Genomic DNA, 20806 nt, shown 5'->3' with positions numbered 1-20806 from the left:
CCTCAGGTCACCTGAAGGACGCTCCGGGCCTTGCGCAGGTCCTTGGTGTCGAAGCCTTCGCTGAATCGTCCGTAGATGAGCGCCAGCTGCGCGAGCGCCTGATCGCGCAGAACGACGTCGGCATCGGCATCGGCACCGGCATCTACACGGGCGTCGGCATCGGACCACAACGCGGCCAGGTTGGTCGCCGACCGGAGCTCCCACGCCAGCGCCGCCTGCTGGTGCGCCATCGTGATCGACTCGCGGTAGCACCCGGCCGCCGCGGCCGCCCAGCCCGGCCGCCGGCCCGCCTCGATGTAGGTGCCTTTCAGGCGGAGCATCTCGGGGATCCCCCACACCTGTCCGCTGCGCGCGGACAGGGCGATGGCCTCGTCGATGCTCGCCATCGATCCCTCGGTGTCGCCACGCAGGGCTTGCACGTGTCCGAGGTTGGCCAGGAACGGCGCATACCGGATGCCGAGACTGCCGTCGCGGATCATCGCGAGCGTCGCCTCATACCGCGTCTGGTCGACCGCTCCGCCGGCGTCGAGCAGCCATTTCACGCGCACGCATTCGGTCATGGCGCCCCACATCGGCAGGCCATGCTCGGCCGCGTACCGGGCGACGAAGTTCAGCGACTGGTCCGCGTCCTCGAAGTCGCCCGTGTAGATGGCCAAGGGCGCCGAGGTCAGGACCAGGGAGGAACAGACGGGCGCCGCATAGTGGCTGGCCTGGGCCTCCGCGCGTTGACGCCGCGCGGTCTCGATGGCCTGGTCGGCATGACCCAGCAGCCAGAGCACGAACGCGAGGGACCCGCGGGCCTCCAGGCGCTGGTCGAACTGGAACCGGGCCGTCTCCCAGCCCGTGCGCGTGTGCACCGGCGAGTTCAGGAAATCCTCCAGGTGGCGGCGCGACTGGTGCAGGTCGCCGAGGTAATGCAGCGCGGAGCCCGCGTGGGCATCGGCATTGGCGATCGCGGCCAGGTCCCCTTGCGCGCTGGCGAGCACCCGGATCTCCGCCGAGACCTCCAAGGAGGCCCGCGAGTCGCCTTCCCACAGGTGGTACTCCGACAGTCGCTTGAGGCACTCCAGCCGCAGGTCCCCGCGGCCCAGCCCGTCGGCGATCGCCAGGGCCTGCAAGAAAAGCGCCTTGACCTCCGGCATGGGGCCGCGCGTGAAGAGCTGCGCGCCGCCGGAGGCCAGGGACAAGGTCAGTTCGTCCCGCGGGGTCCGGTCCGTGGCGAGGCTGTTCTCCAGCGCGCGCTTCACGAAGAGGCGGCATTCCTCCAGGAGCGACAGCCGTTCCCACAAGGGGATGGCGGCGACGGTGAGCCGCACGCCGAGCGCGGCATGCGCGGGACGGGAGAAGCTCCAATCCAGCGCCATGCGCATGTCGGCGATCGTCTCGCCGTACCGGGCGATCCAGGCCGCCTGGGTCAGCGCATCGCCGTCCGTCCGCGCGTGGCCGGCCAGCTCCAGGACATGCCGGGCGTGGCGCCAGCGGACCGCGTCCGGATCGTCGCGCGCGGCGAGCTTCTCCGACGCGTAGCCGCGGGTGGTGTCGAGCAGCCGGTACACGAGATCGACCTCGCCCGGCTCCGCCGCGAGCAGCGATTTGGCCACCAGCGTGGCCACGCCCTCGACGACGTCGACCGGCCCGATGCCGTCGTCGGCGGCCACCGCCACCGCGGACGACAGGGTGAAGGCGCCGGCAAAGACGGAGAGCCGGCACAGGATGGTCTGATCGCAGGGCGACAGGAGATCGAAGCTCCAGTCGATGGTCGCCATGAGCGTCTGGTGCCGGTCCGGACCGGATCGACGCCCCTTGAGCAGCCGGAAGCGATCGTTGAGCAGCGCGAGGATCTCGCCGATGCCGAAGGCATCGACGCGCGTGGCGGCCAGCTCGATCGCGAGGGCCAGGCCGTCCAGACGCCGGCAGATCTCGGCGACGGCCGGCGCGTCCGCATCGCTCAGGTGGAACGTTTCGAGCCGGTCGGACGCGCGTTCGACGAAGAGTTCCACGGCCGGGAAGCTCAGGGCCTTCGCGCGGTCCATCGACGGCGCTGCCGCGGATGCCGACGCCGCCGATGCCGATGCCGATGCCGATGATGCGGGTGGCGCCGGCGGGGTCTCCAGGCCGGGCAGCCGTCGCACCCGCTCGCCCTGCAGGCACAGCGGCTCCCGGCTGGTGACCAGGATCCTGACGCGGGGCGCCTCCGCGAGGAGGCGGTTCACGCAGGCGGCGGCGGCATCGACGAGGTGCTCGCAGCTGTCGAGCACCAGCAGGACCTCGCGCTCGTGCAGGTAGCCGCACAGCGCGGCCAGCATGTTGGCCGAATGCGCGGCCAGGCCGAGGGCGATGGCGATGGCATTGGGGACCAGGGACGGATCCTTCAGCGGCGCGAGGTCCACCAGCCAGGCGCCGTCCTTGAACGACGGCAGCGCGCCCTGGGCGACGGCCAGCGCCACGGTGGTCTTGCCGATGCCGCCCGGTCCGACCAGCGACACGAGCCGCGCGCCGTCCAGGTCCAGCCGGAGCGTGGCGATCGCCTCCGCCCGGCCGACGATGCGCGTGGTGCCAGTGGGCAGGTTGTGGCGGCGCAGCGGCGGCTCATCGGCCGTCGCGGACGCCGCCGGGTCTGTCGGTTCCGCCGCGCCTGCCGGCCCCGGTGAGTGCACGTCGCCCACGAACCGGTATCCCCGGCCCACGACGGTCGCGATGAACCGCGGGTCGCCCACGCCCTCGCCGAGCACGCGTCGCAGGCCGGCCATGTTCACCTTGAGATTGCTCTCGTCGACGACCGTGGTCGGCCAGGCGCGGGCCATCAGTTCCCGTTTGGTCACCAGCTCGCCGGGACGCTCGACCAGCGCCGTCAGGATGTCGAGCGCGCGCCCGCCGATGCGCAGCGGCACGTCGTCGTTCAGCAGCAGTTGCCGGTCGGGCAACAGGGTGAAAGGCCCGAAGGCGAATTTCCTGCGAGGCCATTCCGCGACATTCATGATCCATTCCCCGGAGCTTGACCCGGACGTCCGGGCCTGCGGGCACTCTAGGGTCGGGGTCCCCGCCCCGCCAGCCGCGACGCAGGGATCGCCGACTCACTCGATCGAGTGAGTCGGCGGCCGTTTTCCTTGACCCCGCCGCGAACGCGGCGTTAAGGTCGCCTGCAGCTTCCGAACCGCGTCCCGTGCGCGCCCCCCATGACCGTGTCCGAGTCCCCCGATCGCCCGATCCGCCTCCTGGTCGTCGACGACCATCCGATGGTCCGCACCGGCATCGGCGCGGTGATCGCGGGACAGCCCGACATGACGCTGGTCGCCGAGGCCGAGGACGGCCTGGAGGCGGTGGCGATGTACGAGCGGCACCGGCCCGACGTCATCCTGATGGACCTGCAGATGCCGCGCATGAACGGGATGGTCGCGATGGGCGAGATCCTCCAGCGCTGGCCCTGGGCGCGCATCGTCGTGCTGACGACCTACCGCGGCGACGTGCAGGCGCTGCGGGCGCTCAAGATCGGGGCCTGGGGCTACCTGCTGAAGAACACCCTGCGCAAGGAGCTGGTGTGCGCCGTGCGCGACGTGGCGGCCGGCAGGCGCTACGTCGCGGCCGAAGTCGCGCTGGAGCTGTCCCGCCGGGTGACCGACGAGGCGCTGTCCGCGCGCGAGGTCGAGGTGCTGGGCGAAGTGGCCGCCGGCGGCGCCAACAAGCAGGTCGCCGACCGGCTGGGCGTGTCCGAAGAGACGGTCAAGTCCCACATGAAGAACATCCTGGTCAAGCTGGGCGCCAGCGACCGGCTGCAGGCCGTCGTCATCGCGATGCGGCGCGGCATCCTCAACGAGGAGCTCTGACGGGCCGGCTCGCGGATCGCGGCGTCGACGCCGCGCCGGTCAGCCGTTGCAGCCAGCCGCGCCGCGTCCGCCGGTAGGCGACGCGCGCCGGCACCCGCAGCCGCACGGTGGTGCCGCCGGCGTTCGAGCGGACCTCCAGCATCGCCCGCAGACGTGCCGCGCGTTCGCGCATGCCGACCAGGCCCCAGCGGCCGTGGTGCTTGAGCGCCGTGTCGAAGCCCCGGCCGTCGTCCGACACCTGCAGCGTGAACGCCCGCGACGCATGGACGATGTCCAGCCGCACCGTCGCGGCCTCGGCGTGACGGAACGCGTTGTTCAAGGCCTCGGTGGCCAGGCGCTGGCACTCCTGCAGCGCGATGGGGTCGAGCGCCCTTGCCTCGCCCTGGACCACGGCCACGAAGGCGACGCCCGTGTCCAGCGACCAGCGTTCGCCGATCAGGTGCAGGTCCGCGGCGAGATCGATGGACTCGTCCGCCGGCTCGCGCAGGTTGAGCACGGCGTCGCGGCCGAGCGCGGTCACCTCGTCGGCGCTGTCCAGCGCATGCTCCATCAGCTTGCGCGCCGGCTCATGCGCGGGGATGACTTCCATCGCGGAATGGAATCGCAGCATCAGGCCTTGCACGGCCTGCAGGAAGGTGTCGTGCAGCTCGCGCGCGATCCGCTCGCGTTCCACCATGCGTTCCTCCAGACGCAGCCGCAGCCGGTCGTTGACCGCGCGCAGGCGCATCACCGACAGCCACCACAGCAGACCCAGCGCCGCGATCACGCACAGCGCGAGGAACCACGGCGTCTGGACGAAGGCGGGCGGGATCTCGACCTCGACGCTGGCGCCGGCGTCGCTCCACAGGCCGTCGTCGTTGGAGGCGCCGACCTCGAACCGGTACCGTCCCGGCGCCAGGTCGCGGAAGTACACCTCGCGGTGATTGCCGACGTCCTGCCAACCGTCGACCTTGTTTGCGGCCTCTGCGGCCTCTGGGGTTTCTGCGGCCTTGTCGGCGCGGCCCGCCCCGCCCTGCCCGCCCGCGTCCACCAGGCGATAGCGGAAGTGCACCCGCTCCGGCATCGTGAGGCTGGGCGCGGTGAAGGTGATCTTCAGATCCCGCGTGCGCATGGGCAGTCGCACCGGTGCCTTCGCGGAGAAGGGATAGACCGTGCCGTCCGCGAGGATGGCCTTCAGCACCACCGTCGGTGCCACCGGGTTGCGCAGCCGCCGGGACGGATCGATCCACACCACGCCGTCGACCGTGGCGAACCAGATCCGCCCGTTGTTGCCCACGGCCCCGTCCAGCACGCCGGGCAGACCGTCGAGGTGATTGAGCGACTCATGATGCAGGCGATGGCCGGGATGCTCGCGCGCCCGCGCCAGCTCATCGGCGCCCAGGCGGACGGCGGACTCGACGGTGCTCAGCCACAGGTCGCCGGCGGCCGTCGGCACGATCCCGGTGACGCCGTCGAAGGCGCCCTGCGCCCCTTCGACGGCCTGGATCCGGCGCTGTCCGTCCAGGCGCCACAGGCCCTTCTGACTGCCGATCCAGAGGGTCTCCCCCTGCTGCACGAAGACGGACACCTCGCCCAGGACGGCACCCGGGGGCGTCTGCGCGGCAGGCACCACGGTCGTGAGCCGGTCCCCGTCCAGGACGGTGACCAGGCCGTCGTCGTAACCGAACCAGACGCGACCCGCGGGATCGGTGAACAAGGCGGTCACGTTGTGGCCGGGCATGTCGGTGCGCCCGCCCCACAGCGTCCACTGGTCGCCGATGACACGGTAGACGCCGACGCGCAGCACGGACACCCACATCGCGCCCTGCGCATCCTGCGTCATCGCCTCGATGCTGGAATAGTTGTAGCCGCCAGCCGCCACCGCCGCCGCGCCGCGCGCCGATCGACGCCAGCGCTGGTCGGGCCGCCGCTGCCAGATCGAATCCCCCGCGGCGACCCACAGGGTGCCGGCGGGGTCGGTGTAGAGGACGTCGATGCCGATGCCGAAGTGCGGGTCCGTGGCGATGCGTTCCACGATGCCGGGATCGGCGCGGGCGATGCGCCCCGCCGACGTCCCGATCCAGACGCCGCGATCCCCCGCCGGCGCGAGCGCGAACTCCATGGCCTCGGGGTCGAACGGCACCTTGCGCAGCGCGGGCGCGCGGATCCGCTCCAGGCCGCTGCGGGTGGCGATCCAGAGGTTGCCCTCACGGTCCTCGAGGACCCGGGTGGCGGGTCCCGCAGGCAGGGACACGGGCTCCGCTGTCTCCAGGCGCGCCCCCGGCGACGCCGCGCCGGCCTGTCGGGGGACGGGCGGGAAGCGTCCGCCGCCCTTGGGATTGCCGAACCACAGCTGCCCCTGGCTGTCGAAGCCGCAGCGGTTCTCGCCGAGGTCCACGGGACGATCGACCCAGGGCGGCACGCCGCGCGGCGAAGGCGAAGACGAAGACGACGGCGATGGCGATGGCGACATCGTCGACAGCGCCAGCACCCGGGTCGCCTCGCAGACCATGGCGGCGCCGTCGGGATGCAGCACCAGGGTGGAGAAGTTGCTCCCGCGGATCTTCACCGGCAGCGGCTCGAAACGGCTCGCGCCGCGCCTGAGCCGGTAGACGTGGTCGTTGGCCATCACCCACAACGTGCGATCGCGGTCCAGCACCATCTCGTCCACGGGGTCCGCGGGCACGTTCCAGGCCGTATTCACCGCCGACCAGCGGCCCTGTTCGAGCCGGTACAGGCCGCGGGTGGTGCCAACCCACGGGGTGCCGTCGCCGTCCTCGCCCAATGCGGAGAGCGACGCCCGGGGCAGCCCCTGCTCCGGACCGTAGTTGACGAGCCGCCCTTCATGCAGCCGGCTCACGCCGCCGAGGTGATGGCCGATCCACAACGCGCCGTCGCTGGCGACTTTCAGGGAATAGATGTCCTGCGACAGGAGCGGGACGCCGCCGGCGCCCGTGAAGCGCTCGAACTCCACGCCGTCGAAGCGGAACAGTCCGCCCGGCGATCCCAACCATAGGAAGCCGTCCGCCGTCTGGACCATCGCGGCGATGCCGGTGGGGACGCCCTCGCGGACGGTCCACCGCGTCTGGTAGAGCTCGGCGACGCTGTAGTCCGCCGGCAAGGCCCAGGCGCCGGCGCCCTGCAGCGACGCCACGACGAGCACCGTCTGCATCAGCCGGGTCCAGGCCCGGCTCAGGGGCCAGGAGAATCGGGGGCGGTCTCTGGTCAATCGCGGGGCCTGTTCAGGGGAAACGAGCTCGGAACGAAGCTCAGAAGCGGCGCTCAAGCGCGTGCGGATTATGGTCCGGCAACACCTGACCCCGTCGCCGCGCGCTTCGCACTCACCAGCTTTGGCGCCATCGCGCCGACGGTCTTGCGCAGGTGCGCCACCACGTGCTGCGCGCGCGCCGACAGGGGCCATTCGGCGCGGTGGATCAGCCACAGCGTGTCCACCACCGGCGAACCGCAATCGAGCACGCGGATCTCCTCCTGACGAGGGAACGCGCGACGCGCATGCTGCGTCAGCACCGTGAAGCCCAGACCCCGCGCCACCGGCTCCAGCAGCAGGCCGATCTGGTTGCTGAAGCCGCGCACCGGCAGGTCGCGCACGCCCGGCGAGCCGGGGAAGTGCCGGCTCAGCAACCGGTTGGCCATCGCCTGTCCGTCGGGGTGATCGATGAAGCCGATGCGGCGCAGGTCGTCCCACTGGATGCACTGCTCCGCCGCCGGCAGCACGAGTTCCAGCGGCTCCTCCAGGAAGGCGCAGCTCGAGAGCCGCGCGTCATCGGGCCGCAGCGTCACCAGGCCGAGTTCATAGCGGTTGTCGAGCACCGCCTGCAACACGTCGGGATCGGGCGCGAAGCGGTGCCGCACCACCAGCCCGGGACGCTGCGCCTGCAGGTCCAGCAGGTGCGGATACACGAACAGCCCGATGCCGCCCGGCGTGATCATGCCCACCTCGCCCTGGCAGGCATCCTCGTCGGCAAGCCGGCCGCGCAGGCGCTGGTCGGCCTCGTCGAGTTCGCGCCAGTAGTCCAGCGTCGCAAGACCGGCCGGCGTCAGTTCGATGGCGCGCGGACGGCGGATCAGCAAGGGACCCAGCGAACTCTCCAGATGCCGCACATGCTGGCTGACGGCCGCCTGCGTCAGGTCCAACGCCTCGGCGGCGCGCGTGAAGCTGCCCAACCGCGCCAGGGTGGCGAAGCTCCGCAACCATTGAGGATTCAACATAAGCAAGTCTTATCGCGGCAATAAGACCGCATCGCTTTTCATTATGGACCGCAGTTCCTAGACTGCCGCCTCCGCAGGTCTTTTCCTGCTTCCTTTTCCTGCTTCCCCACCCCGAAGGCCAAGGTCTCCATGTCCAGCTTGTTCTCCCCGTTCGCCCTCAAGGACGTCGTCCTGCGCAACCGCATCGCCGTGCCGCCGATGTGCCAGTACAGCGCCACCGACGGCCTGGTCAACGACTGGCACCTGGCGCATTACGCCGGCCTGGCGCGCGGCGGCGCGGGGCTGGTGATCGTCGAGGCCACCGGCGTCGCGCCGGAAGGCCGCATCACACCGGCCTGCCTGGGCCTGTGGAACGACGAGCAGGCCGCGGGGCTTGCGCGCATCGCCGCCGCCATCGCCTCCTTCGGCGCGGTCCCCGGCATCCAGATCGGCCACGCCGGCCGCAAGGCCAGCGCCCACAAGCCCTGGGAAGGCGACGACCACATCGCCGCCGGCGACCCGCGCGGTTGGGCCACGCTGTCGCCGTCCGCCGTGCCCTACGGCAAGGGCCTGCCGCAGGTGCCCAAGGCCATGGACAAGGCCGACATCGCCCGCGTCCAGGCCGACTTCGTCGCCGCCGCGGCGCGCGCCCGCGATGCCGGCTTCCGGTGGCTGGAGCTGCACTTCGCCCATGGCTACCTGGCGCAGAGCTTCTTCTCCGTGCACGCCAACCAGCGCGACGACGAGTTCGGCGGCAGCGCCGAGAACCGCGGCCGCTTCCTGCTGGAGACGCTGCGCGCGGTGCGCAAGGTCTGGCCCGAGCACCTGCCGCTGACGGCGCGTTTCGGCGTGATCGAGTACGACGGTCGCGACGAGCAGACGCTGGCCGAGGCCATCGGCCTGACGCGGGCGATGAAGGCCGAGGGACTCGACCTGCTGAACGTCAGCGTCGGCTTCACGACGCCGCAGGCGCAGGTGCCGTGGGGCCCGGCCTTCCTCGGACCGATCGCGCAGCGGGTGCGCAGCGAGGCCGGTCTGCCGGTGGCCGCCGCCTGGGGCTTCCACACGCCGGAACTGGCTGAACGCGCCGTGGCGGACGGTCAGCTGGACCTGGTCATGATCGGCCGCGCGCTGCTGGCCAATCCGCACTGGCCCTACCAGGCCGCCCAGGCGCTGAAGGAGGACAAGCCGACCTGGGTGCTGCCGGCGCCGTATGCGCACTGGCTGGAGCGCTATCAGCCGCAACAGGGCTGAGGCGCTGAGGAGCGGAGGGCTGAGGGCCGCGGACGGCGCGATTCAGCGCCGCGCGACGTCCAGCGGCACGGCCGCCGTCTCCACGAAGATCGACGGCCGGAAGCCCTCGGCATGGACGCTGGTGGCCTTGCCCGAGTCCGAGGCCAGCACCTCGATCGCGCGCGCCGACATCGGCTTGGCGAACAGGTAGCCCTGCAGCTCGTCGCAGCCCATGGCGACGAGCTGATCGCGCTGCGCCGGCGTCTCCACGCCCTCGGCGACGACCTTGAGCTGCAGCACCCGCGCCATCTCGACGACGGCGCGCACGATGGCCTGCGCCTCGACGCTGGTCGCCACGTCCGCGACGAAGCTGCTGTCGATCTTGAGCTCCTGGGCCGGCAACTGACGCAACGCGGACAGGCTGGAGTAACCGGTGCCGAAATCGTCGATCGACACATGCACGCCCAGCGCGCCCAGCCGCTTGAACGCGCGCCCGGTGACGGTGGCGTGCTCCATCGCGACGGATTCGGTGATCTCGACGGTGAAGCGCTCGGGCCGCAGGCGGTGTTTCTTGAGGCCCTTCTCCAGCCGGGCGATGAAGTCGTCGGACCGCATCTGATACCCCGACACGTTGATGGCCACGCGCATGCGCAGGCCCATCTCGCGCCAGCGGGCGGCCTGAGCGAGCGCGGTGTCGGCGACCCAGTCGCCGATCGTGTCGATCACGCCGTAGCGCTCCGCGATCGGGATGAAACGCGAGGGGCTCACCATGCCCAGCGTCGGATGCCGCCAGCGCAGCAGCGCCTCGACCGCGGTGACCTGCATCGTCCCCGCGTTCATCTTGGGCTGGTAGACCAGTTCGAGTTCCTTGTTCCTGATCGACTCGCGCAGCTCGCGCGCCAGCGTCAGCTCCTCGCGCAGCTCTTCCTCCTGCACCGCGTCGAAGAACGCGTGGCCGTTGCCGCCCAGGCGTTTCACCGACCGCATCGCCGTCTGCGCGCGCCGGATCAGCCGGATCGAGCTGCCGTGTTCGGGCGACATCGCCACGCCCACCGACAAGCCCACGCGCAAGGGCGTCGCACCGATCACGACGGGCTCGCCCAGGCTCTCCAGGACCTGGCGCACGAGGGCATCGGCCTGCCCTTGCGGGAGCTCGCTCCAGAGCGCGAATTCATCCCCGGCAAGCCGGCCGACGAGCGCCCTCTTGCCGCCGATGTGCCGCAGGCGCTCGGCGGTGCGCACCAGCAGGTGATCGCCGAACGCCTTGCCGTGCTCGTCGTTGACCAAGCGGAAGCCGTCCAGGCCGATGTACAGCAGGCTGCCCTGCCCGCCGCGGCGCTGGAGCGCATCCAGCGTGGCGGCGAACTCATCCTCGAAGCGACGCGACAGCAGCAGGCCGGTGAGCCGATCCCGCTGGCGCCGACGACCGACGCGACCGAAGCGCCCCTGGGCCGCCGTCAGCAGGACCAGGGTCAGCACGACGCCCAGCAGGACGCCCAGGAGAACCCACATCAGCGTCAACAACGGCTCCGGAAGCAGCAAGGGCAGGAAGTTCGCATGCTAGGCGTTCAACGTGCGTTCGTGCGCTGTCAGCACCGGAATGCGGGGGCAGGTCCGACCTCCTGTCGCGCGGTGTTGTGAAGAACTCGGCGTGACCGGGGCGTTCATCGCCGAAGCGGCCCGTGCGACGCGGCCTGCGCGCGACATCCCACCCTTAGGGGCGATAGGCAAGCGCCGATAGGTGGAAACCCCATGCGCACAGCCCTGTCAGCACGATGTCAGGCAGAGACAATGCGCGCTGTTTTTTTGTTTCAAGGCAGCGCCTTTCCCTGTGTTCCTGGTCACGAGCCGGGAGTCGGGCGACGGGCGCGGCAACGGGGACGAACCCGGAAAGATCGAGCACAGCATGGCGCTACAGCATTTGACCGACGAGCAGGTGCAGACCTGGTCGCGCGCGCAGAAGGACGAGTGGTGGTTCAAGAACGTCTTTCGGGGCGACATGGCGCAGCTCTCGCTGCGCTCCGGCTTCACCGGCTTCATGCTGGGCGGCATCCTGGCGGCGACCTCGCTGTACATCGGCGGCAAGACCGGCATCAGCGTCGGCGTCGGCCTGACCTCGGTGATCCTGGCCTTCGCGATGTTCCGCATCTTCGCGACGCTGGGCTGGGCCGCGGACTACACGATCCTGGAGAACAACTGCACCCAGTCGATCGCGACGGCCGCGGGTTACGTGGTGTCGCCGCTGTTCTCGTCGCTGGCGGCGTACATGCTGGTGGTGGACCACATCGTGCCGTGGTGGCAGATGATGGTCTGGATGATCGTCATCGCGATCCTGGGCGTGCTGGTGGCCTTCCCGATGAAGCGGCGCTTCATCAACGAGGACCAGCTCCCCTTCCCTGAAGGCCGCGCCTGCGGCGTGGTGCTGGACTCGCTGTACACCGGCGAGGGCGGCGAAGGCATCTACAAGGCCAAGCTGCTGGCCAAGGTGGCCGGCGCCGCGGCGCTGTACCAGGCGATCGTGAGCGACGGCTGGATGAAGCTGCTGCAGTTCAAGATCCTGCGCATGGACCAGTGGGCCGGCATGACCGAGCCGTGGACCTTCCATGAGCGGCTGGACCAGTACTACTACGGCCTGGCGGCCAAGGCCGAGATCTGGATCCCCAAGATCCTGGGCACGGACATCCGCGCGCTGGGCCTGCGCCTGACGCTGGACGCGGCCATGCTGGGCGTCGGCGGCCTGATGGGCATGGCGGTGGCGACGAGCTGCCTGCTGGGCGCCTTCGTCAACTTCGTGGTGCTGGCGCCGATCATGATCCAGGCCGGCGACATCGTGCAGCGCGTGGGCCCGACGGGCGCGCTGATCCCGATCTCGCGCGTGGAGATCGTCAACCAGTGGTCGATGTGGTGGGGCGTGGCGATGATGGTCGCGGGCTCGCTGACGACGCTGCTGGCCAAGCCCGACCTGTTCCTGGCGGTGTTCAAGGTCTTCAAGAAGAAGCCCGCCGGCAAGAGCGACGGCAGCGACCTGCTGAACCACATCGAGGTGCCGCTGTGGATCTCCTACGTCGGCGTGCCGGTCTTCGGCGTGCTGGCGGCGTGGACCTCGCACGCCTTCTTCGGCGTGCCCTTCCTGATGGCGCTGATCTCGCTGCCGCTGATCTTCGTGCTGACGGTGATCTGCACGAACTCGATGGCGCTGACTTCGTGGACGCCCACCGGCGCACTGTCCAAGATCACGCAGTTCACGATGGGCGCGATCGACCGGTCCAACCCGGCCTCCAACCTGGTGCCGGCGGGGATGACGGCGGAGATCGCGTCCAACGCGGCCAACCTGCTGAGCGACATCAAGCCGGGCTACATGCTGGGCGGCAAGCCGCGCCACCAGGCCATCGGCCACATCATCGGCGTGGTGGCGGGCGTGCTGTTCTGCGTGCCGCTGTTCTTCCTGCTGTTCGTGCCGAAGAACGCCGAGGGTGTGCGCAGCACGGCGACCATCATCTCGGACCAGTTCTCGATGCCGGCCGCGGTGCAATGGCGCGGCGTGGCGGAGATCATCGCCAACGGGCTGCACAGCCTGCCGGCGTCGGCGCTGATCACGATGGCGATCGCGGCGATCTGCGCGGTGGTGATCGAGGTCATCAAGATGGCGACGAAGGGCAAGTTCCCGCTGTCGTCGGTGGCGATCGGCCTGGGCGTGGTGCTGCCGCCGGAGTCGACCTTCGCGATGTGGGTCGGCGCCATGATGTTCTTCGTGATGGGCAAGCTCTACAAGACGCCGGGCACGAAGGGCTGGAAGCGCTGGGTGGACGGTTGCGAGCCGATCTGCGCGGGCCTGATCTCGGGCGCGGCGCTGATGGGCATCGGCAACGCCATCGTCAACGTGCTGATCTGAGCGCGAGCGCGAGCGCGATGTTGAGCTAATCGACAGTGGATCGGGAGTCGATCAAACAAGGATCGACTTCGAACCGTTCCACGGCCGCCGTTGACGGTGGATCGCGTGGCACAATTCGGGCCCTTCGGCAGGCGTGGGAACGCCTTCCAAGGGCCCGAAGTCGTTTCCGGACGTCGGGCAGTCAGATGACTGATTTCAGTCTGCCCGTAGCTCAACTGGATAGAGCAGCTGCCTTCTAAGCAGCAGGTCGGGGGTTCGAGTCCCTCCGGGCAGGCCAACCTTGCAAGACGGGAGGAACGCCTTTGACCCCGATTCGATGCGTCGCGCTGGCGGCCTTGCTGAGTGTTTCCCTTGCCGCGCGGGCGGAGCCCGAGATCCAGGTCGGGTTCTCGCCGGAAGGTTCGGCGCGGCAGCTCGTGCTGGAGACCATCGGCGGCGCCAAAGAGCGCATCCAGATCCTGGCCTACGCCTTCCAGGCGCCGGACATCATGCAGGCGCTGGTGGACGCCAGACAGCGCGGCGTGCAGGTGCAGGTGGTCGTCGACAAGAAGCGCAACCAGAACAAGCCGAGCAAGAAGGCCATGGACTTCGTGACGGGCAACGGCGTGGAGCTGCGCACCAACGACCACTTCCACATCCACCACGACAAAACGATCATCGTGGACGGTCAGACAGTGGAGACGGGATCGTTCAACTTCGCGCCGTCCGCCGAGACGCTCAACTCGGAGAACGTGGTCGTGATCCGCAACGCGCCGGAGATCGTCCGGCAATACCTAGCGCACTGGCAGTCGCGTTGGGATCTCGGCCAACCGTACGTCTCCAAGTCCTTCCCGGACAAGGCCACCGCAGCGCCCGTGCCTTGAGCGCGCCGATCCCGAATCGGACGGGAACATAGGGGCACGCGGATCCGTTGATACTGTTCCTTTCCGTGCCGATCCACGCCCTTCCCCGTCGCCTCTCGATGCTGCTGTCCGCGCTCCGCAAGCTCTTCAAGTTCCTGCTCTTCCTGCTGCTCGCCCTCGCCTTGCTGGCGGTCTGGGGCCTGCTGATCGAGCCCCGTTGGGTGGTCCGGCGCGACCTCCCCGTCGAGGTGCCCGGCTGGCGCGGTCCGCCGGGACTGAAGGTGGTGGTTGCCTCCGACTGGCACATCGCGCACGAGTTCAAACGCGTCATGACAATCGCGCGCGCCAACGCCATCGTCGACGAGATCAACGCCGCCAAGCCCGACGTCGTGCTGTTGCCGGGCGACTTCATCTCCGGCCGCGGCGAGGACGGCACGACGCCGGAAGACGTGGCCGCGGTGCTGGGCCGGCTGAAAGCCACGCGCGGCGTCTACGCGGTGCTGGGCAATCACGACTGGTGGACCGACGGCGCGCGGTTCAGCCAGGCGTTGGGCGCGGTCGGCATCAAGGTGCTACTCAACGAGGCGGTGCCGCTGCCCGGCACCGACGTGTGGGTGCTGGGCATCGGCGACAGGACCTCGATGCACAGCGATCCGGCCCGCGCGGCGCGCCAGCTGCCGGCCGGCGCCCAGGCGCTTACGCTGATGCATGACCCGGCCAGCGCGCTCGGGCTGCCGCCGGTGCCAGGGCTTGCCGTGGCCGCGCACACGCACGGGGGCCAGGTCTGGATCCCCTTCGTCGGATCCGCCGTCGCACCGCACGGATGGCCGAAGGACAAGACCCACGGGTGGGTAAACGTCGGCGGCCGGCCGGTCTACATCACCAGCGGCCTGGGCGTCAGCATCTATCCGATCCGCATCAACATGCGGCCGGAATGGGTGATGTTCAGCGTCGGTGCCCCAGCGCGCCCCTCCTGAACCGGCGATGCCGAAGATGAGATTCGCCGCGCCCTCGCTCTTGTCGCTGCTGACCCTGATCGTGTGGAACACGCCCGCCCACGCGGCGTGCGACCGCAGTTCGTGGACGGGCACGATAGGCGCCGCTCCGATCTCGCTGACTTTCGGCGATCGGGAGAGCGACGGGCAGCCTGTGCCGGCCCGCTACTACTACCGCCGCTCCCTGAAGGAGCTCTATCTGCGCGCGGGCAAGGCAGATCCGGCCACCTGGGAAGAGTCCGATGAGTCGGGTCGCGTCACGGGCAGCATCCAACTGGATTGCCGTGGCGACAGGCTCACGGGCACCTGGCGCTCGCCGGATCGCCGACGCGCGCTGCCCGTGTCGGCCCGCCCGACTTCGGACATCGACGGGTACCACGCCGAACACCTGCGCGATCTGAAGGTCGACGAGGAAACCACGCACGACTTCGAGGGCCATGTCTACGACAAGCAGGGGGTGTCGGGCATCCCGTCCGTGTCGACGATCGCGCTGTGGGGGGACGAGCCCGGCATCGCAGACATCAACGCACAGCTCTGGCTGGAGGCGAAGGCGGCCATGGGAGAGGCGCTCGACTGCACCGGCGAAGGGCGCATGCGCCGCGGACCCCAGCATGGCTACGGATACGGCTGGAATCACTGGCCCACGGCTTGGAACGAGCGCTACGTCGTGATCGTGAGCAGCCACGAGCTGTATTGCGGCGGCGCGCATCCGATATCCGGCAGCTATGCCACCGTCTACGACCTCATCAGCGGCAAGGAGGTCGACGCGACGCAGTGGCTGATGCCGGCCTATCGCAAGGAGATCGATCTGGCGTCCTTGCTGGGCCGTCTCCTGATCGGACGTTATCTCTCCGTCGAGGACGGCGAGACCGAGTGCCTCGACAAGGTCGCCGCCAGCGGGAGGCTGATGTACCCCACGCGCGAAGGGCTCGTCTTCAGGGTCGCCGCGGGGGCCTATTTCTACAGCCCCTGCATGCGCGATGTGACGGTTCCGTGGGAACAGGCCGTACCGTTCCTGGTGCCGGAAGGCCGCCTGGCCGCGAAGGCGTTTCGCTGAAAGCCAGCGGGCGTGCGGCGGGAGGCTTCTGCACTGCCACCGCCGCTGGCCCTCACCCCCACCCTCTCCCGCAAGCGGGAGAGGGAGTAAGAAGGGCGTGGCCCGCGATTGAGGGAGACAGTCCGCAGCGCCCCGGCGCTAGCATCGCCCCCATGTGCTACAGCGCCCGCATCCGCCAGGAGTGGAAGACCTTCTGCGCCCGATTGGGCGTGAAGGTCTCGCTGGCCGAGTACATCGAGCTCTTCTGGGAACGCGCCGACGGCCGCAAGCTGACGATCCCCAAGACGATGGAGGCGATGTTCTCGGACCCTCGGACGGAGGAGGAGCACCGCGTCTGGGACGCCATCGTCCGCTACCGCGAGACCCGGACCGGGGAGATCGAGCAGGAACTCTTCGATCTGCGCCGCCGCGTCGCCGACGCCGAACGCAAGCTCGCGGGCAAGCCGACCCGTTCCGCCGAGGACAGCCGCCGCATCGCCACCAACAAGGTCGAGCAGCGGCTGCGCTGGCTCGGCAACCTGCGCCGCGACCAAGCGACCGAGGAGCAGGACGCGCGCATCTACCCCGGCTGGTACGTGCCCGTCATCGTCATGGAGGATGGCGAGCGCGTGCTCAAGCCGATGCGCTACCAGTGCCGCCCCGCCGGCAAGCCGGCCTTCTTCGACGCCAAGTACCCCGGCACGTACAACGCGCGGCGCGACAGTCTCTCGAGCTTCTGGAAAGGCCAGTTCGGCGTGAGCCACGGCGTGATGGTCGCGGACGCATTCTTCGAGGTCGTCGAGCGGGACGGCGCCAAGACGGTCCTGGAGTTCCGTCCGCAAGGCCATGGCGACATGCTGGTGGCGTGCCTGTGGTCGCGGTGGGAGGCGCCGGCAGCGAGCGGCGAACCGCCGCTCCTGTCCTTCGCCGTCATCACCGACGAGCCGCCGCCCGAGATCGCGGCCACCGGGCACGATCGCTGCGTGATCCCGATCAAGGAAGCCCACCTCGACGCGTGGCTGGACCCGAAAGACGATCTGGCGGCCATGCACCACCTCCTGGACGACCGTGAGCGACCGCTCTACGAGCACCGGCTCGCGGCCTGAGCGCGTACCGGGCGCGACCTGATCGGATCGCCCCCGCGACCGGCGACGACGTCCTCTCTCGAGGAGCCGGACACGCGTGATAGCCTCGCGCCCCATGTCCCAAGAGCGCCAAGAGCCCAAAGAGCCCCGAGAGCCCACCGTCGACGACGCCCCCGCGCGCGCCTCGCTGCCCGAGGTCCTGCTGCTCGCCAGCGTCTTCGTCATCGCCGCGTGCGGGCTGGTCTACGAACTGGCCGCCGGCGCGCTCGCGAGCTATCTGCTCGGCGACTCCGTCCTGCAGTTCTCGACCATCATCGGCGCCTACCTCTTCGCGATGGGCGTGGGGTCCTGGCTGTCGCGCTACATCGACCGGCAACTGGTCGCGCACTTCCTGCGGCTGGAGCTGCTGGTCGGCGTCATCGGCGGCCTGATGCCCGCCGCGCTCTTCACCGCGCACAGCCTGCTTCCGCCGTCCCAGGTCGCCGCCTTCCGCGTGCTGCTGTACGGGCTGGTGCTGCTCGTCGGCACCCTCGTGGGCCTGGAGATCCCGCTGGTGATGCGCATCCTCAAGCGCCACTTCCGCCAGCGCTACGCGCTCAAGGAACTGGTGTCGCAGGTGCTGACCTTCGACTACCTCGGCGCGCTGCTGGTCGCCGTCGCCTTCCCGCTGCTGCTGGTGCCCAACCTCGGGCTGGTGCGCACCGGCCTGTTCTTCGGGCTGCTGAACGTCGCCGTCGCGGTGTGGGCGCTGTGGCTGTTCCGCGCGGAGCTTCGGAGCTGGCGTTCGCACGCGCTGACCTGCGTGGTCTCGATCGGCCTGCTGGCCGCGGCGATGGCCGGCGCCGACCGCCTCAGCACCTGGGCCGAGGACCGCTTCTACGGCGAGCAGATCGTCTTCAAGGAAAGCAGCAACTACCAGCGCATCGTCGTCACGCAGGGCGCGGCGGGCACGCGGCTGTTCCTCAACGGCAACCTGCAGTTCCACTCGCGCGACGAATACCGCTATCACGAGGCCCTGGTGCATCCCGCGATGGCCGCGCAGGGCGCGCCGCGCAAGGTGCTGGTGCTGGGCGGCGGCGACGGCATGGCGGTGCGCGAGATCCTGCGCTACCCATCCGTCGAGCAGATCACGCTGGTCGAGCTCGACCCGCACATGACGAGGCTGTTCTCGACGATGCCGCTGCTCAGGCAGCTGAACAAGGACGCGCTGCTCAGCCCGAAGCTGCGCATCGTCAACGCGGACGCCTTCGGCTGGCTGGAGACGACGGACGAGATCTTCGACGTCATCGTCATCGACTTCCCCGATCCGAGCAATTTCGCGCTCGGCAAGCTGTACACGGCCAGCCTGTACAAGATGGTCGACCAGCACCTGAGCGCCTCGGGCTACGCGGTGATCCAGTCGACCTCGCCGCTGGTGGCGCCGCGCGCCTTCTGGACCGTCGTCAACACGGTGGAGTCGGTCGGCCTGATCGCGACGCCGTATCACGCGCATGTGCCGAGCTTCGGCGAATGGGGCTTCGTGCTGGCGAGCCGCCGGCCGTGGTCGATGCCGCGCAAGTTGCCGGAAGGCCTGCATTTCCTGAGCATCGACGGCATCCCCGCGTTGATGAGTTTCCCGCCGGACATGGCGCGGCCGGAGCACCTCGAAGTGAACCGGCTGTCCAACCAGGTGCTGGTCCACGAGTTCGAACGCGAATGGGGCAAGCTGCATTGAAGCGCCGCGACCTGCTGACGCGCACGCTGACGGCCTCGCTCGCGGCGTCGCTGCTGCCGCTGCTGTCGGCCTGCGGGCGCGAGGCGCGGCCGCTCGCCGACCGGCTGGCGGAGCGTCTGGCGGAACTCCCCGGCGGGTGGACCGGCGCGAACTGGGAACGCGGCCATCGGCTGCGCGGCGCCCTGCCCGCCTGGTCCGCGGTCACGGGCCCGCCGAAGCGCGCGCAGGTGCTGGTGCTGGGCGCGGGGATCGCGGGACTGGCCTGCGCGCGTCGCTTGCGCTTGCAAGGCGTCGATGTCGCACTGCTCGATCTCGAGGACCATCCCGGCGGCAACAGCCGCGGCCACCGCATCGGCGCGGGACCTGCGCTCGGCGAGGGCCTGCGCTGCCCGCTGGGCGCGCACTACCTGCCGACGCCGGGGCCGGAGGCGGTCGAGGTGCGGGCGCTGCTGGAGGACCTCGGCCTCGCGCGCCAGGAGCACGGCAAGACGGTCTACGAGGAGCGCTGGCTCTGCCACAGCCCGCAGGAGCGGCTCTGGTGGCAGGGCCAGTGGGTCGACGGCCTGCTGCCGCCGGCGGAGTCGCCGATGGTGCAGGCGCAGTACCGCCGCTTCGGCGAGCTGGTCGATCAGGCGCGGCACGAGATCGGTTTCGCGATGCCGAGCACGCATCACGCGTGGACGCCGGCGCATCAGGCGCTCGATGCAAAGACCTTCGCCGCGTGGCTCGACGAGCATCAGCTGACGGCGGCGCCGCTGCGCTGGTACCTCGACTACTGCTGTCGCGACGACTACGGCGCCGATGCGACGCAGGTGTCCGCGTGGGCGGGGCTGCACTACTTCGGCAGCCGTCACGGGTTCATGAGCGGCGAGGAGCGCGAAGCCGTGCTGACCTGGCCGCAAGGCAACGGCTGGTTGTCGGAACGCCTGGCCGCACCGCTGGCGGACGCCTTCCACGGCAGCCGCACGGCGCTGCGCGTGCGCGAGGAACGACACGGCGTGCAGGTGCTGGTCTGGAACGACAAGGACCAGGCGGTGGAGCGCTGGGAAGCCGATCAGGTCGTGATGGCGATGCCGCTGTTCATCGCGGCGAGGCTGCCGGAGCAGCCGCCCGCCGCGTTGACGGAGGCCGCCAGCGGCATGCGCTACGCGCCGTGGCTGGTGGCGAACCTGCTGCTGGACGGGCCACCGCTGGAGCGGCTTGGCGCGCCGATGTCCTGGGATAACGTCGCCTACGGCGGCGAGGCGCTGGGCTACGTGAACGCGAACCAGCAGGACCTCGATCCGAGCCGCGGCCCGATGGTGCTGACGGCCTACCGCTCACTGCACGAGTCGCAGCGCAAGGACCTGCTGCAGGACGACTGGCGCGCCTGGGCCGCGCGCGTGCTCGCGGACATGGCGCCCCTGCATCCGGACCTGCCCGAGCGGCTGCAGCGCATCGAGCTGATGCGCTACGGGCATGCGATGAGCATTCCGCATCCGGGCCTGCGCGGGTCGCCAGCGCTGGCCGCGCTGCGCGAGCGTCCGCAAGGCCGGCTTCACTTTGCGCATGCGGACCTGCCGGGGTACTCGGTGTTCGAAGAGGCGTTCACGCAGGGGGAAGTGGTGGCGGCGCGATTGACGCGTCGGCCACCGGTCTAGGTGAGCACGGCTTGATGCAGCGCCTGGAGAGCGTCAGCAAGCCCTTTCTCGTCCAGAATCCCCTCCGCCACCCACACCATCGCCTCTTCGAGTTGGGGAGCCCTCGGCACCTCGATTCCCTCGCGCTGCAGGTAGGTCAACGCAGCGACAAGGCCTGTCCTCTTGTTCCCGTCGTTGAAAGCGTGCCCCCTGGCGATGGCCACCGCGTACATGGCAGCAGTCTCTCAAATACATCGCTCATCTGGCCATACTGCACTCGATAGAGAACGCGAGCCAGCGCGCCGTCCAGCGTACCGACGCCACGATCACCTGGAAGTCCTTCCTCGTTCAACAGGATGGACTCGTGAAAGTTCCTGA

Annotated in this window: 14 protein-coding genes and 1 tRNA gene; 10 read left to right on the top strand and 5 right to left on the bottom strand. The window is 69.8% G+C overall.

Annotated features, from left to right (window positions below; translation table 11 throughout):
- Positions 1-2 precede the first annotated feature (2 nt).
- Positions 3-2978, bottom strand: a complete 2976-nt coding sequence (locus tag AC07O8_RS19180) for an ATP-binding protein (RefSeq protein WP_495049555.1) — start codon at positions 2976-2978, stop codon at positions 3-5.
- A 198-nt stretch (positions 2979-3176) separates the two neighbouring features.
- Here AC07O8_RS19180 and AC07O8_RS19175 point away from each other — a divergent pair, with 198 nt between their 5' ends.
- Positions 3177-3824 carry a response regulator gene (locus AC07O8_RS19175; RefSeq protein ID WP_495049554.1) on the top strand — a complete coding sequence of 216 codons (648 nt, stop codon included), beginning with the start codon at positions 3177-3179 and terminating at the stop codon, positions 3822-3824.
- On the opposite strand, the gene AC07O8_RS19170 is transcribed toward AC07O8_RS19175, so the two are convergent.
- Both AC07O8_RS19170 and AC07O8_RS19165 read right to left on the bottom strand, forming a co-directional pair.
- On the bottom strand, positions 3808-6975 hold the full coding sequence (locus tag AC07O8_RS19170; protein ID WP_495049553.1) for a sensor histidine kinase: 3168 nt from the start codon (positions 6973-6975) through the stop codon (positions 3808-3810). The two genes, AC07O8_RS19175 and AC07O8_RS19170, sit on opposite strands and share 17 nt — an antisense overlap.
- A gap of 125 nt (positions 6976-7100) precedes the next feature.
- Complete coding sequence (locus tag AC07O8_RS19165) at positions 7101-8033, bottom strand: LysR family transcriptional regulator (RefSeq protein ID WP_495049552.1); 933 nt, start codon at positions 8031-8033, stop codon at positions 7101-7103.
- A 129-nt stretch (positions 8034-8162) separates the two neighbouring features.
- On the opposite strand from AC07O8_RS19165, the gene AC07O8_RS19160 reads away from it, so the two are divergent.
- On the top strand, positions 8163-9266 hold the full coding sequence (locus AC07O8_RS19160; RefSeq protein WP_495049551.1) for an NADH:flavin oxidoreductase/NADH oxidase: 1104 nt from the start codon (positions 8163-8165) through the stop codon (positions 9264-9266).
- Between the two features lie 42 nt (positions 9267-9308).
- Here the strand turns inward: AC07O8_RS19160 and AC07O8_RS19155 are convergent, their stop codons facing one another.
- Entirely contained in the window at positions 9309-10757 is a 1449-nt protein-coding gene (locus AC07O8_RS19155; RefSeq protein ID WP_495049550.1) for a putative bifunctional diguanylate cyclase/phosphodiesterase, read from the bottom strand.
- Positions 10758-11151: 394 nt separating this feature from the next.
- Here AC07O8_RS19155 and AC07O8_RS19150 point away from each other — a divergent pair, with 394 nt between their 5' ends.
- From AC07O8_RS19150 to AC07O8_RS19115, 8 genes are all read left to right on the top strand, one after another.
- Positions 11152-13137 carry an OPT family oligopeptide transporter gene (locus tag AC07O8_RS19150; protein ID WP_495049549.1) on the top strand — a complete coding sequence of 662 codons (1986 nt, stop codon included), beginning with the start codon at positions 11152-11154 and terminating at the stop codon, positions 13135-13137.
- A gap of 200 nt (positions 13138-13337) precedes the next feature.
- A tRNA-Arg gene (locus AC07O8_RS19145) sits at positions 13338-13414 on the top strand.
- Positions 13415-13439: 25 nt separating this feature from the next.
- Positions 13440-14000: a phospholipase D family nuclease gene (locus AC07O8_RS19140; protein ID WP_495049548.1), complete on the top strand. Its 561-nt coding sequence runs from the start codon at positions 13440-13442 to the stop codon at positions 13998-14000.
- A gap of 65 nt (positions 14001-14065) precedes the next feature.
- Positions 14066-14956, top strand: coding sequence for a metallophosphoesterase (locus AC07O8_RS19135; RefSeq protein WP_495049547.1), 891 nt, complete (start codon positions 14066-14068; stop codon positions 14954-14956).
- 16 nt (positions 14957-14972) lie between these two features.
- Positions 14973-16031 carry a hypothetical protein gene (locus AC07O8_RS19130; protein WP_495049546.1) on the top strand — a complete coding sequence of 353 codons (1059 nt, stop codon included), beginning with the start codon at positions 14973-14975 and terminating at the stop codon, positions 16029-16031.
- A gap of 152 nt (positions 16032-16183) precedes the next feature.
- The gene (locus AC07O8_RS19125; RefSeq protein ID WP_495049545.1) at positions 16184-17116 is read left to right on the top strand and encodes an SOS response-associated peptidase family protein; all 933 of its coding nucleotides are present in this window, start codon (positions 16184-16186) and stop codon (positions 17114-17116) included.
- Positions 17117-17210: 94 nt separating this feature from the next.
- On the top strand, positions 17211-18809 hold the full coding sequence (locus AC07O8_RS19120) for a polyamine aminopropyltransferase (RefSeq protein ID WP_495049544.1): 1599 nt from the start codon (positions 17211-17213) through the stop codon (positions 18807-18809).
- Positions 18791-20449: a flavin monoamine oxidase family protein gene (locus AC07O8_RS19115; protein WP_495049543.1), complete on the top strand. Its 1659-nt coding sequence runs from the start codon at positions 18791-18793 to the stop codon at positions 20447-20449. The genes AC07O8_RS19120 and AC07O8_RS19115 overlap by 19 nt, the downstream gene beginning before the upstream one ends.
- Here the strand turns inward: AC07O8_RS19115 and AC07O8_RS19110 are convergent.
- Complete coding sequence (locus AC07O8_RS19110; protein ID WP_495049542.1) at positions 20446-20661, bottom strand: type II toxin-antitoxin system death-on-curing family toxin; 216 nt, start codon at positions 20659-20661, stop codon at positions 20446-20448. The genes AC07O8_RS19115 and AC07O8_RS19110 overlap by 4 nt on opposite strands.
- Between the last annotated feature and the right edge of the window lie 145 nt (positions 20662-20806).

Source organism: Roseateles sp. GW821-FHT09G09 (assembly GCF_059415965.1).
The sequence above is the reverse complement of the archived record's forward strand: the minus strand, read 5'-3'. Positions and strand labels throughout refer to the sequence as shown.